The organism is Maricaulis sp. (assembly GCF_017642925.1).
Lineage (GTDB): Bacteria > Pseudomonadota > Alphaproteobacteria > Caulobacterales > Maricaulaceae > Maricaulis.
Genome location: NZ_JAEPOL010000015.1, coordinates 40,889 through 55,076, shown reverse-complemented (window position 1 = coordinate 55,076; position 14,188 = coordinate 40,889). Strand labels below are relative to the sequence as shown.

Annotated in this window: 16 protein-coding genes and 1 tRNA gene; 7 read left to right on the top strand and 10 right to left on the bottom strand. The window is 63.1% G+C overall.

All coding sequences use genetic code 11. The features are described from left to right. Positions 1–27 precede the first annotated feature (27 nt). Positions 28–717 carry an HAD hydrolase-like protein gene (locus JJ918_RS12895; protein ID WP_291887948.1) on the top strand — a complete coding sequence of 230 codons (690 nt, stop codon included), beginning with the start codon at positions 28–30 and terminating at the stop codon, positions 715–717. Here JJ918_RS12895 and JJ918_RS12890 read toward each other — a convergent pair whose 3' ends face one another. Then, positions 718–936 (bottom strand): phosphoglycolate phosphatase, encoded by a 219-nt coding sequence (locus JJ918_RS12890; RefSeq protein WP_203294309.1) that lies wholly within the window; start codon positions 934–936, stop codon positions 718–720. A 254-nt stretch (positions 937–1,190) separates the two neighbouring features. Between JJ918_RS12890 and JJ918_RS12885 the strand changes: the two genes are divergently transcribed. The 4 genes from JJ918_RS12885 (at position 1,191) to JJ918_RS12870 (ending at position 5,218) form a co-directional block, all read left to right on the top strand. Then, a tRNA-Val gene (locus JJ918_RS12885) sits at positions 1,191–1,265 on the top strand. 218 nt (positions 1,266–1,483) lie between these two features. Beyond that, positions 1,484–2,545, top strand: a complete 1,062-nt coding sequence (locus JJ918_RS12880; RefSeq protein WP_291887945.1) for an extracellular solute-binding protein — start codon at positions 1,484–1,486, stop codon at positions 2,543–2,545. Next, positions 2,542–4,167, top strand: coding sequence for an iron ABC transporter permease (locus tag JJ918_RS12875; protein ID WP_291887943.1), 1,626 nt, complete (start codon positions 2,542–2,544; stop codon positions 4,165–4,167). Before JJ918_RS12880 ends, JJ918_RS12875 begins: the two co-directional genes overlap by 4 nt. Before the next feature lie 10 nt (positions 4,168–4,177). Then, a complete protein-coding gene (locus JJ918_RS12870; protein WP_291887941.1) occupies positions 4,178–5,218 on the top strand; it encodes an ABC transporter ATP-binding protein in 1,041 nt (346 codons plus the stop codon). Between the two features lie 117 nt (positions 5,219–5,335). Here the strand turns inward: JJ918_RS12870 and JJ918_RS12865 are convergent, their stop codons facing one another. The 4 genes from JJ918_RS12865 to JJ918_RS12850 form a co-directional block, all read right to left on the bottom strand. Further along, positions 5,336–5,794 (bottom strand): hypothetical protein, encoded by a 459-nt coding sequence (locus JJ918_RS12865; RefSeq protein ID WP_291887939.1) that lies wholly within the window; start codon positions 5,792–5,794, stop codon positions 5,336–5,338. A gap of 13 nt (positions 5,795–5,807) precedes the next feature. Then, a complete protein-coding gene (locus tag JJ918_RS12860) occupies positions 5,808–6,767 on the bottom strand; it encodes a toll/interleukin-1 receptor domain-containing protein (protein WP_291887937.1) in 960 nt (319 codons plus the stop codon). 110 nt (positions 6,768–6,877) lie between these two features. After that, complete coding sequence (locus tag JJ918_RS12855) at positions 6,878–8,176, bottom strand: AAA family ATPase (protein WP_291887935.1); 1,299 nt, start codon at positions 8,174–8,176, stop codon at positions 6,878–6,880. A gap of 340 nt (positions 8,177–8,516) precedes the next feature. Next, positions 8,517–8,669, bottom strand: a complete 153-nt coding sequence (locus JJ918_RS12850) for a hypothetical protein (protein ID WP_291887933.1) — start codon at positions 8,667–8,669, stop codon at positions 8,517–8,519. 188 nt (positions 8,670–8,857) lie between these two features. On the opposite strand from JJ918_RS12850, the gene JJ918_RS12845 reads away from it, so the two are divergent. After that, on the top strand, positions 8,858–9,457 hold the full coding sequence (locus JJ918_RS12845) for a DUF805 domain-containing protein (RefSeq protein ID WP_291887931.1): 600 nt from the start codon (positions 8,858–8,860) through the stop codon (positions 9,455–9,457). A gap of 72 nt (positions 9,458–9,529) precedes the next feature. Here the strand turns inward: JJ918_RS12845 and JJ918_RS12840 are convergent, their stop codons facing one another. The 4 genes from JJ918_RS12840 to JJ918_RS12825 all read right to left on the bottom strand — a co-directional run bounded on the left by JJ918_RS12840 (position 9,530) and on the right by JJ918_RS12825 (position 12,028). Continuing rightward, positions 9,530–10,603, bottom strand: coding sequence for a Glu/Leu/Phe/Val dehydrogenase dimerization domain-containing protein (locus tag JJ918_RS12840; RefSeq protein WP_291887928.1), 1,074 nt, complete (start codon positions 10,601–10,603; stop codon positions 9,530–9,532). A 113-nt stretch (positions 10,604–10,716) separates the two neighbouring features. Continuing rightward, positions 10,717–11,307 carry a uracil-DNA glycosylase family protein gene (locus JJ918_RS12835; protein WP_291887925.1) on the bottom strand — a complete coding sequence of 197 codons (591 nt, stop codon included), beginning with the start codon at positions 11,305–11,307 and terminating at the stop codon, positions 10,717–10,719. Then, on the bottom strand, positions 11,294–11,551 hold the full coding sequence (locus tag JJ918_RS12830; RefSeq protein WP_271185138.1) for a DUF3253 domain-containing protein: 258 nt from the start codon (positions 11,549–11,551) through the stop codon (positions 11,294–11,296). The genes JJ918_RS12835 and JJ918_RS12830 overlap by 14 nt, the downstream gene beginning before the upstream one ends. Before the next feature lie 42 nt (positions 11,552–11,593). Beyond that, entirely contained in the window at positions 11,594–12,028 is a 435-nt protein-coding gene (locus JJ918_RS12825; RefSeq protein ID WP_291887921.1) for a PaaI family thioesterase, read from the bottom strand. A gap of 145 nt (positions 12,029–12,173) precedes the next feature. Here JJ918_RS12825 and JJ918_RS12820 point away from each other — a divergent pair, with 145 nt between their 5' ends. Then, positions 12,174–12,896 carry an acyltransferase gene (locus JJ918_RS12820; protein ID WP_291887919.1) on the top strand — a complete coding sequence of 241 codons (723 nt, stop codon included), beginning with the start codon at positions 12,174–12,176 and terminating at the stop codon, positions 12,894–12,896. On the opposite strand, the gene JJ918_RS12815 is transcribed toward JJ918_RS12820, so the two are convergent. Then, positions 12,893–14,170: a nucleoside transporter C-terminal domain-containing protein gene (locus JJ918_RS12815; RefSeq protein WP_291887916.1), complete on the bottom strand. Its 1,278-nt coding sequence runs from the start codon at positions 14,168–14,170 to the stop codon at positions 12,893–12,895. The two genes, JJ918_RS12820 and JJ918_RS12815, sit on opposite strands and share 4 nt — an antisense overlap. Positions 14,171–14,188 lie beyond the last annotated feature (18 nt).

The following is a 14,188-nucleotide window of genomic DNA, read 5'->3' as shown; positions in this document are numbered from 1 at the left end:
CCCGTGAGGGGCAGAAGGATGCAGATCATGCTGGAGACAGGCCAGGCCGCCCTGTTCGACAATGCCGCCATTGCCTTCGACCTCGACGGCACGCTGGTCGATACGGCGCCCGATCTGGTGCGCGCCCTCAATGCCGTGATCGTGCCGCGCGGCCTGCCGGCCGTGCCGCTGGCGGATGTGCGGGCGATGGTCGGCCGCGGCGCGCGCGTGCTGCTGGAACGCGCCCATGCCCGCAGCGGCGCCGAGATGCAGGACGGCGACGCGCTGGTCGCGGAATTCATCGAGATCTACAAGACCGATGTCGCCGCCGAGAGCCGGGCCTTTCCCGGCGTCGAGGACACGCTGGCCTGGCTGAAGGATGCCGGCGCGCGCCTGTCGGTGTGTACCAACAAACCCTCCGTCCTGTCCGATCTTCTGATCGCGGAACTGGGGCTGGCGGATTATTTCGAGCGGATTGTCGGGCCGGAGCGCACCTCGGCGAAGAAACCGGATGCGGCGCATCTGCGCGATTCGCTGGGTGCGGACTTTGCGCGGGCCGCCCTGATCGGCGACAGCGCGCCGGATGTCGGCTCGGCCCGGGCGGCGGGCCTGCCCGTCATCGTGATGAGCTATGGCTATAGCGAAAACCCGGCCGGCTCGCTGGGAGCCGACCGGGTTCTTCATGCATTTGGCGATGTACCGCGGGCGCTGGCCGAAATCTGGCAGCGCGCCAGCTGATTACGCCGTGCGACGCTCGCGACCGGTATCGTTGGCCGGACGGGTCGGCATGCCGTTGACGAGGTTGGACCGGACGTCGGTGCGCGCAGAGCGCATGGCCGGCATGAAGCCGGCTTCGACGAGGTCGACACTTACATCATAGCCGCGCTCGGCCCAGTAGGCTTCAATTCGCGCTTTGAGACGGCGAGCGCCTTCGGGCGTGCACAGATCGTTGCTCATTAACAAAACCTCCTAGTCGACCGAAGCTTCCCTCGGCCGGGAATTGTGTCCAATCGAGTGATTGACAGGACGGGCCTTCAATGGCCCCGAACCCAGCTTGGGGCAGGCTGATATATGGGCCCGGCGCATATGACGAGACCATGACGGTGTGGCAAGTTGTCGCACCTGCGGCGTATCCGATCTGCACTTCAACTTCCACATGTAGTTGACCGGCGCCAAGAGCCTGCTTATACGGCGCCCTCCGACTATGGATCGGGCGATTAGCTCAGCGGGAGAGCACCTCGTTCACACCGAGGGGGTCACTGGTTCAATCCCAGTATCGCCCACCATCCTACGCTCGCTGGCGCGAGCTTCGGCTAGGCAAGCCGAACCCCATGATCGAGCGGAGGATGTCTCGCCGGAGCCTTTGGCGAAGGCGGACTGCCCGCGACACGCTCGACAATCCCCCCCTGCGTCACCCCACCGCACCGGTTTCCTGCGGCAATAACTTGCGAAACATTCGCAAGAGTGGCAGGGATGCGGAGACTGCAAGGAAAACGGGTGACTCATGAAATATGCCAAGCTCCTGGCCGCCGGCGCGCTCAGCGTTCTCGCCGCGGCCTGCTCCCAGCCTGACACCGCCGCCGGTGCCGGCAGCGAACAGGCCGACACGCCGCGCGTGGTGAACGTCTACAGCGCGCGCCACTATCGCAGCGATGCGGCGATCTATGCGGCCTTCACCGAGCAGACCGGCATCGAGATCAACCTGATCGAGGCCAGCGGCGACCAGCTGATCGAGCGCGTGCGCGCCGACGGTCCGCGCAGCCCGGCCGACGTCATCATCACGGTCGACGCCGCCCGCCTGCACCGTGCCGAGGAAGCCGGCCTGTTCGCCCAGAGCGATTTTTCCGAATTCACGCCTGAGATCGCCGACAATCTGATCGATCCGGACGGCTACTGGATCGCCATCGCCAAGCGTGCCCGCGTGCTGGCCTATTCGAACCAGCGCGTCCAGCCGGACGAGGTCTCCACCTATGAGGACCTCGCCGATCCGCGCTGGGAAGGCCGGATCTGTGTGCGCGAGAGCGGCAATGCCTATAACCAGTCCCTGCTCGCCTCCATGGTTGCGCGCCTGGGCGAGGAGGAGGCCGAGGCCTGGGCCGCCGGCATCGTCGCCAACATGGCCCGCCCGCCCCAGGGCGGCGACATCACGCAGATCATCGGCGTGGCCGCCGGCGATTGCGATATCGCGATTACAAATCACTACTACTACCTGCTGATGCAGAATTCCGGCGAGGCCGCCAATCGCGCTGCCGCCGAGGCCGTCACCCTGTTCTTCCCGAACCAGGACACCTCCGGCGCCCATGTGAACATTTCCGGGGCCGGCATCGCCGTGAACGCGCCGCATCCGGACGAGGCCCGCGAACTGATCGCCTTCTTCCTGTCGGACGAGGCCCAGCGCATGTTCGCCGAGATGACCAATGAAATCCCGGTCGTCGAGGGCGTGGAATGGGAGAATGAGCGTCTGGACGCCGTGATGCCCTTCACCGCGGATACCCGCAATGTCTCCGAACTGGGCGACCACAACGCCACCGCCCAGCGCATCTTCGACCGCGTCGGCTGGCAGTGACGCCAGCCAGGCAGGGCGGCCGGCTGCCGGATCGCGCGACGGCTCTCGCGATCCTGGCAGCCCTGGTCTGTGCAGCGCCGGTGTTTGCCGTCGCCTGGATCGCCGTGACCGGTGAGACGGGCGACTATCTCGCCCACCTCGCGCGCACGCGCCTGCCTGTCTATCTGGTCAATTCCGCCCTCGTCGCGGCGATCGCAGCCGGCGGTGCCGGGCTGATCGGCACGGTGCTGGGCTGGCTGGTGGCACGGACCGAGTTTCCCGGACGCGCCCTGTTCAGCTGGGTGCTGATCCTGCCGCTGGCCGTGCCGGCCTATGTCGCGGCCTATGCCTGGCTCGATCTCAGCCAGGCCGGCGGACCGCTGCACGCGGCCACGGCCGGGCTCTTCCCCACCGTGCGCGGCGCCTGGGGGGCGGGGCTGATGTTCGCCCTCGTGCTCTATCCTTATGTCTACCTGCTGGCGCGCGACACGTTTACCGGCCAGTCCGCCGACGCCTACAATGCCGCCCGCACGCTGGGCGCGGGACCGTTCAGCGCCTTTGCCCGCACCTCGCTGCCGATGGCGCGGCCGGCCCTGGCGGCGGGGCTTGCCCTGGTGATCATGGAAAGCCTGGCGGATTATGGCACCGTCTCCTATCTCGGCGCGCCGACGCTCTCGATCGGGCTGGTGCGCGCCTGGAGCGGGGCGGGATCGCTGGTCGATGCGGCCCGCCTCTCCCTCATCCTCGTCGCCGTCGCGCTGATCGTGTTCGGCCTGGAACGGGCCCAGCGCAGCCGTGCGCGCTCGCACGCCGCCTCGGGACGCCACCGTCCGGCGCCGCGCTTCCATCTCTCGCGGACACAGGGCCTCGCCGCAGCCCTGGCCTGCCTCATCCCGCTCGCCCTGGGCCTGATCGTCCCGCTGGCGCGTCTGGGCTGGCTGGCGCTGAACGAACAGCCCGCGCCCAACCTCCTGCCCGCCAGCTGGCACAGCCTCACCCTCGCCGCGATCAGCGCCGTGCTGGCGGCAGGCCTGGGCCTGTCGACCGCCTACGCCCTGCGCGGCCGGACCTTCATCGCCACCGCCTCGGCGCGCGCGGCGGGTCTGGGCTATGCCGTGCCCGGCGCGGTGGCGGCGGTGGGCGTGATCGCCATCCTGTCGGGCACCCAGGCGCTGATCGACCCGGCCTGGCAATCCTTCACGGGCGAGGTCTTCCCCGTCCTGCTGACCGGCGGCGCCGCCGCCCTGATCTTCGCCTATCTCTCGCGCTTTGCCGCCGCCGCGATCGGACCGTCCGAAGCCGCCCTCGCCCGCGTCACGCCGGCGCTGGACGGGGCCGCCCGCACGCTGGGCGCCACACGGGGCGAGACCGTGCGCCGCGTCCACTGGCCGCTGATCGCCGCGGGCATCACCTCGGCCGGCCTCCTGGTCTTTGTCGAAGTGCTCAAGGAATTGCCGGCGACAATGATCCTGCGCCCCTTCAATTACGACACGCTCGCCATCATCGCCCACAATTACGCCAGCGACGAACGCCTGGGCGAGGCGGCACTGCCCTCGCTCCTGATTCCGCTGGTCGCCCTGCTTCCCATGATCTTCGTCGCCCGCTACCTCTCCCGGGCACGCTCTTCTTCGGGCCAGGTCTAGGCGGGACGGCATGACGGATACGCACACGCGCAGGGGATTGAGCATACGCGGCGCCCAGCGCCGCTATGTGAAGGAGACGGCCGCCCTGGCCGGCGCCGATCTCGATCTCGAGCCGGGCCGCATCACCGCCCTCCTCGGCCCCTCGGGCAGCGGCAAGTCCACCCTGCTGCGCGCCATTGCCGGACTGGAACGTCTCGATGGCGGCGAGATCCGCCTGGGCGACACGCTGTGGGCCGGGCCCGGCCGCCACCTCGCCCCGGAACGCCGCCGCGTCGGCATGGTGTTCCAGGACTATGCCCTCTTCCCGCATCTCGATGCCCTGGCCAATGTCGCCTTCGGCCTCAAGGGCCCCGACGCCAAAACCATCGCCATGGCCCAGCTGGAGGCCGCCGAACTGGGACACAAGGCGAAAGCCTTCCCGCACGAGCTTTCCGGCGGCGAGCAGCAGCGCGTCGCCCTGGCCCGCGCCCTCGCCCCCGCGCCCGCCATCGTCCTTCTGGACGAGCCCTTCTCCGGCCTCGACCGCCGCCTGCGCCAGGAATTGCGCGAGCGCACCGTCGACACGCTGCGCCGCGCCGGCGCCACCGCCCTCATGGTCACCCATGATGCCGACGAAGCCATGGCCGTCGCCGACGCCCTCGCCCTGATGGACCAGGGCCGCGTCATCCAGACCGGCACGCCGGAACATGTCTGGACCCATCCGCACAGCGTCACCGCCGCCCGCCTTCTGGGCGATATCGAGGTGATCGAGGCCTTCATAAAGGCCGGCGCCGCAGACACCCCGCTGGGCCCGGTCGCCACGCCGGATTTCAAGAACGGCTGCACCGTCTACGTCCTGGTGAGACCCCAGGCCATCCGCCTCACCCCGGCCGCAGACGCCCCCTTCACCGTAACCCGCCGCCGCTCCGCCGGCACACACCTCGCCTTCACGATCGAGAACGCCGAAGGCCAGAGCTTCACGACGCACACACCGGTGCCGTCCAAGCTGGCTGTGGGGGACAAGGTGGGTGTGGAGTTGGACGAAGCGTTTGTGACTGTGGTGGGGGCGTAAGGGGGGCTTTGGTGCGGGAGGGCAGCCCCCTACCCCGCACTGCCGCTCATATCCAATGCCAACGATTTAAGAATTGGCGGGGTGTTGACAGACATGCCAAAAAGTAGTGAGCGGTTGTTAGGAAGAGACATCTACAGTTTTTAGCACCTGTTTATTGTCGCCCTCGCCAATAACGATCTGCCAACGAGGAAAGCAAACACCAAACCCTCCCTGTTGGGACTGGTCGGACCCGTATATCGGCCTTGTATAAGCCCTACCATGATTTCCCAACAAGCGTATTCTCGGCTCTGTACCAACTAGTATGATGCTCCCCGGCGGGCCTTTCCTAAAACTATCATCGATCACCTTTGCAGGATCTAACTCTATAGTCACATCAGGAAAAGCAGCGCCACTCCAATCATGGTAGCCGTGCTCATAGCACACAAACGGGTCCTGCCCAGACAGCACAATATCCCAAGGGTTATCTTGGGAACCAATCGTAAGTATATCCAAGTTATCGCCCCCAGTGGCGACAAAAAATGACAAAGGAAGAACCTCATGAAGGCTTCCGGAAAAAACTTGAGAAATACCAATCATGATGAGCCTCGAACTATTGGAGCGGAGCGATGAGCATTCCCCAGAAAAGCTCCGCCGCACCCTCTTGGGAGAGCTTGGCATCGCGCTCCCTTGACGCATTAAACATCGCGATACCCATGCTGGTGAAATAGAGCGACTGACCATCCGCTTCGACCCGCAAGGATTCATTCATTGAATTGCTCTCGCTTCTTTCCCCGTGGACGTAGTTGATTCCGTCGCCAAAACCACCTCCCATAAAAACTGTGCAACTTCCGACGTTGGCGCCAGCACGGTAGATGGCCGCAGTAAAGCGGTTGGCATCAATTTGGCGAAATACACCTTCAAGATCGCTGTTTCTGGTCGTCAGCTCTTCCAGCGAGTTTTTGAAAAAGCGGGCCATGAACGCGAATGTTTCAAGCTTGAATTTGTCTTTGTCGCGTTGAGAAAAGGTCTTAGCCACACGCAAATTGCTCGAACGCGGCGGTGCGGGCGCCGCCGGCATTTCAACTGGAGACGCTAGCAGTACAGGCTCTTTTGATGCTGAAGCATTGGCGGCGCCGACGTGTCTTGCGACGGCTCGAACTTCCTTCGCGACCTCAAGAAATGCCTCATCTGTGTCAGTCCATTGCTTGATCGGCCTACCATCCCGTGGCACGGCCTTGAGGCGTCCGAATGGCGCTTCTTTCCAGTCGCAATGTCGCAGGATCACCGGGATCACAACCGCTTCCCCTGCTTCGTGTCGTTCCATCGCACGCGTCATTTCGACTTCGCAGCAATAGTCCGAGGCAATGAAGTCAGGACTGATAAGCAAAAGTATAATATCATCAGTGTTTATGTGCTGGTCGATTTCGCGATTGATCTCTCCACCGGCTGGTATGCGGCGGTCATGCCAAGCTTCAATCACGCCTTGGCGCTTCAGCATGGCCAATTGGGTTTCGAGCTGATCGCGAAGTTCCTCATCCTTGTGGGAATAGGAAAAGAACAAGCTGGGCAATAAGGACTCCCACGTCTCTAGCTGGCTATTTGGTCACGGAGAATCTGACGTTACCCATCTTAACTCATCAGCCAGGCTCTTACATGTCGCCGTTGGCGCGGAAGGACACGCTACTGTTCGCTCAGTTCGCGCGTCCAGGTCGGAGCCTTTCGCGCAGCATGGTGATCCGCACCAAGTTCTATTCCAGATTGCGACGCACGCATGCGAACATACCCCCGAACCATATTTTCTTTGAACTGATACCAGCTCCGTCGAGGTGATTCCAATATAGTTCCGTGAGCTTCTGATTTTAAACGGTTCATTCGGTTGTGAAATGTCTGCTTGGTCACGGGGTCTACATTCAACCGCTGACAGATTGGCAAGTAAGAGTTTTCGAATATTTCCGTTGACGCTCGTTGGAAATCTGTCGAATCCGCAACGGCCCAAAGAACATGTTCATATTGTTTTTTGCCATCATACTTCTGAGTGGCCTGTTCGTACGCCTGCCTGAGCGAAGTTTGCGCGTCCTGAATGGCGCCCGTAACGCCTTCATGAAAGTGTCCAAGCGCGACGTTGGTCACCTTTTCCTGCGCTTCGTATGCAGCCCAAAACATATGTTGGCCGATCAAATGGACATAGTATGGAAAACCATCACTGATTTGACCAATCCGTATTAGCGTCTCGCGGTCTACCGAAACAGAGAGGGCCTCGGCAGCCCCTTCCAAAATTGCCCATCGGGCGTCATGGGATAGTGGAGAAAGTTCTACCGGAGTAAGATATCGATCGGTGGACAAATGGACCCCAATCAACTCCTGAAGCGATTTTCCAATTCCGCAGAAAACAAATCTGATTGGGACACTCGTATCAGAAACGTGCTTAATCAGATCAGCGAACAGTTTTTTGTCCCTGTCTTCGATGAGCTGATCAAACTCGTCCACGATAACGACGACTGGCTCTCGAAAAGGTGATGCAACCTCGCGCAGGAGCTGACCAGCGTCATTGATCGTGGCGAGGCCGGGAATAATTCCGCGCTGTACCTTCTCTGACACTCCCCCTTTCAGACCGCCCAACGCGAGTTCACCCGAAGTCGTGCGCTCCTTTCGCTCCACCATTGACGCTTCTGGTGCGAGCTTTCGTGCGATATCCTGCACGAGACCATAGAATTCCGTTTCATTACTGCATGAAACTACGATTTCATTTAAATCTAGGGACTGGTGCAAGGCGGATGCGGTTTGGGCAAGCGAGCTTTTTCCCACCCCTCTATCGCCATAGATAAATACATGTTGGCCGGGCGACATCATTGCACGTCGAATTTTGGTCAATTGCGTCGTACGTCCGTGTAGCAGCTCCTCGCTGTCAACAGGTCGCGCTGGCCGCAGAACGGTAGCAAGTTTTTCCCCGAATTCATGTTCGTCCAGTTGATCGATCATGTTTGTGGTCGTCCCTTCCGTCCCCCAAACTTTCTCAACTTTGCTTTTGCATGGCAACTCTGTCGACCTTAAGCAGCAATGGAAAAGGAAAATATTCTAAATCAGACAGTTATACTCCCGCGCCCCAACAACTGGAAGAAGCACCAGAGCGAGAACCATGCCTGAACAGCGATCTGAATTCACGCAATCGGAATAGCTCCGACCAGCCGGTGACGACACCTAGTTTAGCCCTGACTTCAAGCGCTCCCCACCCCAAAAAAATCTGCCGCACCCAGGCGGGCGCGGCAGATCAAACTCGCCATCAAAACCCCGGACGCCCTCAGGCGCCCGGCGCCAGAAACTACGCCACCTTGCCCAGCTTCGCGGCGCGCTTTTCTTCGATGCGCTGGCGGGCGATCTCGTCGGCGATGATGTTGGAGGGGCGGCCTTCATTGCTGGACTGGTCGAGGATCTCGCCCAGGGTCGCTTCCAGACCGCCCAACTTGCCCTTCACCCATTCCGGAAAATGGTGTGTGTCCCCTTTTTGATGTCCCCTTCTTGACTGTCCTCGCCATCAACGAGGCCGAGCGGGTTTCCGCAAAGCTCGACCCTGCATTCGTGACGGTTGCCGCGCCGGCGTAGAGTGCTCGCTTTCAACCCTGCGCTGCACTAGGCTCGGCCCATGACACACTCGGGGCAATCATGACTTTCGGCGCAGCCATTCGCTACAATCTTGAAAACCTGTCCAATTTCAACGGGCGGCAGGCACGCGACAGCTTCTGGCCTTATGCGGGCGTTGTTCTGGCACTCGCCTTTCTGGGGGCGATGCTGGCCATGGTCCCCGAAATCCTGTCCACCTTCGAACGGGTTGACACCTTCATTGCCGAGAATCCCGAACTCGCAACGGTCGATCGATCCGCGGGCCAGTATTCCGTTCGCATCGAAGGAAGCCACCCGGAACTTTTCCCAGACTTCACAATCATCGTCACCGCGATGAGTGTCGTTGTTGCCGTCACAGTCGCGCTTCTGGCCGCAGCTGTGACCCGGCGGTTGCATGATCGCGGCATGTCGGGCCTGTGGGGCATGGCTCCGGCGGTTCTCCTGTTGTCCGGCCTGGCCATCTTCGCCACACTCTTCGCTCAGATGATGGGCGATGAGGGAATTCCCAACCCGGCATTGTTCATGTTCGGCTTCGCGAACAATTTGCTCTACCTCGTCTCGCTGATCTTCCTGCTGGTCCAGCTTGCAGGCAGCAGCACGACGCGCCCGACACGGTTCGGCCCTGCGAACGGCGAGCTCTGACATCCACGCAAAAGAAAACCCCCGCCTGTTCGGGCGGGGGTTTTTGGTCGAACCGGATCCGGCGCTTGAAACCTAAGCCACCTTGCCCAGCTTCGCAGCGCGCTTTTCTTCGATGCGCTGGCGGGCAATCTCGTCGGCGATGATGTTGGAGGGGCGGCCTTCATTGCTGGACTGGTCGAGGATCTCGCCCAGGGTCGCTTCCAGACCGTCCAGCTTGCCCTTCACCCATGCCGGATTGAAGTCGCCGGCGATCTCGCCCATCACATTGATGATGCCGCCGGCATTGATGACATAGTCCGGCGCATAGACGATGCCGCGCTTGAGGACTTCCGCGCCCATCTCGCGCGTGGCGAGCTGGTTGTTGGCGGCGCCGGCGATCACTTTCGCCTTGATGCGGTCGATCGTGTCCGGATTGATGATCGAGCCGAGGGCGCACGGGGCGAAGACGTCGACATCCTGGTCGTAGATCTCGTCGAGACCGACAATGGTGGCGCCGTATTCCGCCTTCAGCTTTTCCAGCCCGTCCTGGTTGATATCGGTGACGAAGAGCTCGGCACCGGCCTTGGCCAGATGGCCGGCCAGATAGGTGCCGACATGGCCGGCCGCGCCCTGGATGGCGATCTTGACGCCGTTGAGGTCGCGCTTGCCCAGGCCGCGCTCGGCGGACACCATGATGCCGCGATAGACGCCCTCGGCGGTCACCGGCGAGGGATCGCCCGAGGCCGCCTTGCCTTCCGGCAGGCCGACCACATGCTCGGTCGAGCGGCGCACGGCCATCATGTCGTCCGGGCTGACGCCGACATCCTCGGCGGTGATGTACTGGCCGTTGAGGCTTTCCACCGCGCGGCCGAAGGCCTCGAACAGCGCCTTGCGGTCGAAGGCGCCTTCCGGCTTCATGATCACGGATTTGCCGCCGCCGATGGGCAGGTCGGCCATGATATTCTTGTAGCTCATGCCCTGGGACAGGCGGAGCACGTCGGTCAGGGCCGCGTCCGAATTGGGATAGGACCACATGCGGCAGCCGCCGCAGGCCGGGCCGGAGGCCGTGGAGTGCACACCGATGACCGCCTTGAGGCCGGTCGTCTCGTCGGTGGCGAACAGGACTTTTTCGTGATTGTCGAACGATACGTGCTCGAGAACACTCATTACGGGCATACCCTTTTCAACGGTGGCAGCCCGTCCGCGGGCTGCGAAGTCGGGCCGTGGAATACCCGTTCGCGAGCCGCCTTACAAGCGCGCGAAAACACCCCGAATGCCGCTCAGCGTAATAATTCTTTCATGCGGCAGCGCAACATGGGGAGAATTTTTTCTTCGAACCACGGATTTTTCTTCAGCCAGACATTATTTCGCCAGGAGGGATGGGGGAGCGGCAGAAATTCCGGCCCGTAATCCGTGCCGCGGCGGACGGTTTCGGTCAGTGTTTGCTGCATCCGCGAACCCAGATGAAAGCGCTGGGCATACTGTCCCACCAGCAGGGTCAGGCGCACATCCGGCAGGGCCGCGCGCACCCGTGCCTGCCACAAGGGCGCGCATTCCTTGCGCGGCGGCAGGTCGCCGCCCTTCGCGTCGAGACCGGGAAAGCAGAAGCCCATCGGCACGATGGCAATGCGGGACGTGTCGTAGAAGGTCGCCTCGTCCACCCCCAGCCAGTCGCGCAGCCGGTCGCCGGACGGGTCGGTGAAGGGCTTGCCCGAGGCATGCACCCGCGTGCCCGGCGCCTGGCCGACAATCATGATGCGGGCGGTGGAGGCGGCCCGGACCACCGGGCGCGGTTCATGCGGCATGGCCGCCGCGCACACGCGGCAGGCGCGGATCTCGTCGAGCAGCGGATCGAGATCAGGCGCGGCCAATCCGCCAGACTCCCTTGAAATTCTCCGGATCCTCGACCGGCTTGCCCTTGCGCAGGATCGTCACCTCGCCGCGCCGGGCCAGCCGGATCGCCGCCTGGCGCACATGGCCGAACTGGCGGTTGAAGCGTTCCGGGTCGATCGCCTTGGCGACATCCGCCGGCGAGACCGAGCGCCCCTCGGGCGCGGCCGCCACGAGTTTCACGATGATCGCCTCGATCGGATCGCTGCCTTCGGTCTCGCTCATCTTGCTGTCCTTCGCTCGGTGCGCGGGGTTATCACGCCGGAGTTATCTTGCAGGCGGGATGGAATAGGTCGCACTGGCCTGTGCGATCAAGTCGTCGCTGCCGTCCGCCGTGATGTCGCAATCGGTGACGACCAGCCGCTTGCCCAGTTTAAGGATGCGGCAGCGCGCAATCAGGTCGCCGGGGCCGGCCTTGGTCAGGAAGTTGATATTGAGATTGGTGGTCACCGCCAGCGCCTGCGGTCCGATATGGCCGAGGATCACCACATAGGCGGCAAAGTCGGCCAGGGAGAACAGCGTCGGTCCGGAAACAGTGCCGCCGGGGCGCAGATGTGTGTCATCCGTGCGCGCCCGGACGATGGCGCGGCCGGGTTCGATCGTGTCGATGGTGAAGATCCGGCCCGCGCGGTTCATCTCCGGAAAAACCTCCTCCAGGAAGCCGGTCACCGCGTCGGCCGTCATCGCGACCTCATATGTCACTGGGCGTTACTCCCGTGTTGCGCCTATGGGGCCCTTATGTACCCGCTGCGAGACAAGTATGAAGCGGTATTGTCTCATGGGCGTCCAGGCCGCGAAACGCCGGACGCCGAACGCGCCGGATGGATATAGGGAGCGCCGGGACAAAATGAAACGGGACCACCGCCCCTACTGGATGCACCGCGCCTGGGAAGCGTTCGAAAACGCCTGGACGGGCCATTTCCTCGCCCCCCACTTTGCCGCGCTGGGCATCGAGCCGAAAGTCGTATGTCCTTGGCATGTCGAGGTTTTCGGCCCCAACATCACCGCCGGCGACCGCCTGCACATCGTCGCAAACAAGGCCGATCCCGTCCGCCTCACCGTCTGGTCGCCGCAGACCCAGGCCGGGCGGATCGCGATCGGAAACAATGTCTTCATGGCCGGCGGAACCCGCATTCTCGCCGCCGGCGATATCGAGATCGGCGATGACTGCCTGATCGCCAACAAGGCCACGATCTCGGATTGCGACTGGCACTCCATCCACGACCGCGTCGACCCGGCACCGGCCTGGAAACCCGTGAAACTTCAACGCAATGTCTGGATCGGCGACGGTGCCTTTATCGGCAAGGGCGTGACCATCGGCGCCCATTCCGTCGTCGGCGCCCGCTCGGTCGTCACCCGCGATGTCGATCCCTGGACCATTGTCGCCGGCAATCCGGCCAAAGTGGTCAAGCGCATCGATCCGGACGCACCGATGAAGACCCGCAGCGATCTCTACGCCGATGCCGAAGGCCTGCACCGCTTTTTCGACACCGCCTATCGCCAGGCCCTCAAAGGCAATTCCACCCCCGGCTGGCTGCGCAGCCGTCTCTGGCCGAAACGCGGCGACTAGCCGAACAGGCCTGACGGCAGAACGCCCACGGCAGCGCCTGTCATCAGCGTTGCCAGCGTGCCGGAGATCAGCGCCCGCGGGGCCAGTTGCAGAATGTCCTCGCGGCGCGACGGCGCAATCGCCACCAGACCGCCGGTCAGGATGCCGACCGAGGAGAAATTGGCGAAACCGCACAGCGCATAGGTCATGATCAGGCGCGTGCGCTCGGACAGATCGCCGCCGATCCGGGACAGCTGATCATAGGCATAGACCTCGTTCAGCGCCGTCTTCAGCCCCATCAGCGAACCGGCCTGGGTGGCCTCGCTCCAGGGAATACCCGCCAGCCAGACGATCGGCGCGAAGACCCAGCCCAGGATCCGGTCGGCCGAAAGCGGCGCACCGAACACATCCGGGAAAAGCCCGAGCAGGACGTTCACCAGCGCGACCAGGGCGGTGAACACCAGCAGCATGAAGATGATGTTGAAATACAGGCGGATACCGTCCGACACGCCGGTCGTCAGCGCGTCCATGGAGGAGTGGTAGATCGGCGTCGGGATCTTCTCTTTCTGCAGCGCCTCCTCAGAGACCGGTTCGGCCGGCATCATCAGGCGCGACAGGAGCACCGCCGCCGGCACCGAGATCAGCGAGGCGGTGAAGATATGCCCGGCCGCACCGTCGATCACCCCGGTCAGCTGGCTGACATAGAGCGCCATCACCGAACCGGCGACCGTCGAGAAACCGACCGTCATGATGAGGAAGAGGTCGGGCCGGGTCATGTCCGGCAGGCGCGGCCGGATCAGCACCGGGCTTTCCGTCATGCCCAGGAAGATATTCGCCGCAGCGCCCAGACTGGCCGAACCGGACAGGTTCAAAAGGCGCCGGAAAGCCGCCGCGAAGCCGCGCACCAGGAATTCCAGGATCCGCCAGCGCCACAGCAGGGCCGACAGCGCCGACAGTACGATCACCATGGGCAGGGCCTGGAAGGCAAAGAGGAAACCGGAACCGCCGGCCGGGTCGGTCTCCCAGGGCGCCTCGCTGCCGGCGAGATAGCCGAACACGAATTGCGCGCCCTCATTCGTCACCTCCTGCAACACGGCGACGACGCCGGTCAGCGATTGCAGGAAGGCGCGGAAGGGCGCGACGGAATAGAGCAGCCAGGCGATCAGCAATTGCAGGGCGATGGCGCCGACCAGCAGGACAATGGAGATCTTCTTGCGCGGACCCAGCAGCCACGCCACGCCCGCAAGAGCAAAAAGTCCCACAAAGCTGCGGGCCTGCAGCACCAGATCGTCCATGAATGTCCCCAGGCAGAT

Excerpts from the sequence above, each read along its gene's own strand:
- JJ918_RS12895 (WP_291887948.1), top strand. The coding sequence starts at position 28 with ATGCTGGAGACAGGCCAGGCCGCCCTGTTCGACAATGCCGCCATTGCC.
- JJ918_RS12890 (WP_203294309.1), bottom strand. The coding sequence starts at position 936 with ATGAGCAACGATCTGTGCACGCCCGAAGGCGCTCGCCGTCTCAAAGCG.
- JJ918_RS12880 (WP_291887945.1), top strand. The coding sequence starts at position 1,484 with ATGAAATATGCCAAGCTCCTGGCCGCCGGCGCGCTCAGCGTTCTCGCC.
- JJ918_RS12870 (WP_291887941.1), top strand. The coding sequence starts at position 4,178 with ATGACGGATACGCACACGCGCAGGGGATTGAGCATACGCGGCGCCCAG.
- JJ918_RS12865 (WP_291887939.1), bottom strand. The coding sequence starts at position 5,794 with ATGATTGGTATTTCTCAAGTTTTTTCCGGAAGCCTTCATGAGGTTCTT.
- JJ918_RS12855 (WP_291887935.1), bottom strand. The coding sequence starts at position 8,176 with ATGATCGATCAACTGGACGAACATGAATTCGGGGAAAAACTTGCTACC.
- JJ918_RS12845 (WP_291887931.1), top strand. The coding sequence starts at position 8,858 with ATGACTTTCGGCGCAGCCATTCGCTACAATCTTGAAAACCTGTCCAAT.
- JJ918_RS12840 (WP_291887928.1), bottom strand. The coding sequence starts at position 10,603 with ATGAGTGTTCTCGAGCACGTATCGTTCGACAATCACGAAAAAGTCCTG.
- JJ918_RS12830 (WP_271185138.1), bottom strand. The coding sequence starts at position 11,551 with ATGAGCGAGACCGAAGGCAGCGATCCGATCGAGGCGATCATCGTGAAA.
- JJ918_RS12820 (WP_291887919.1), top strand. The coding sequence starts at position 12,174 with ATGAAACGGGACCACCGCCCCTACTGGATGCACCGCGCCTGGGAAGCG.
- JJ918_RS12815 (WP_291887916.1), bottom strand. The coding sequence starts at position 14,170 with ATGGACGATCTGGTGCTGCAGGCCCGCAGCTTTGTGGGACTTTTTGCT.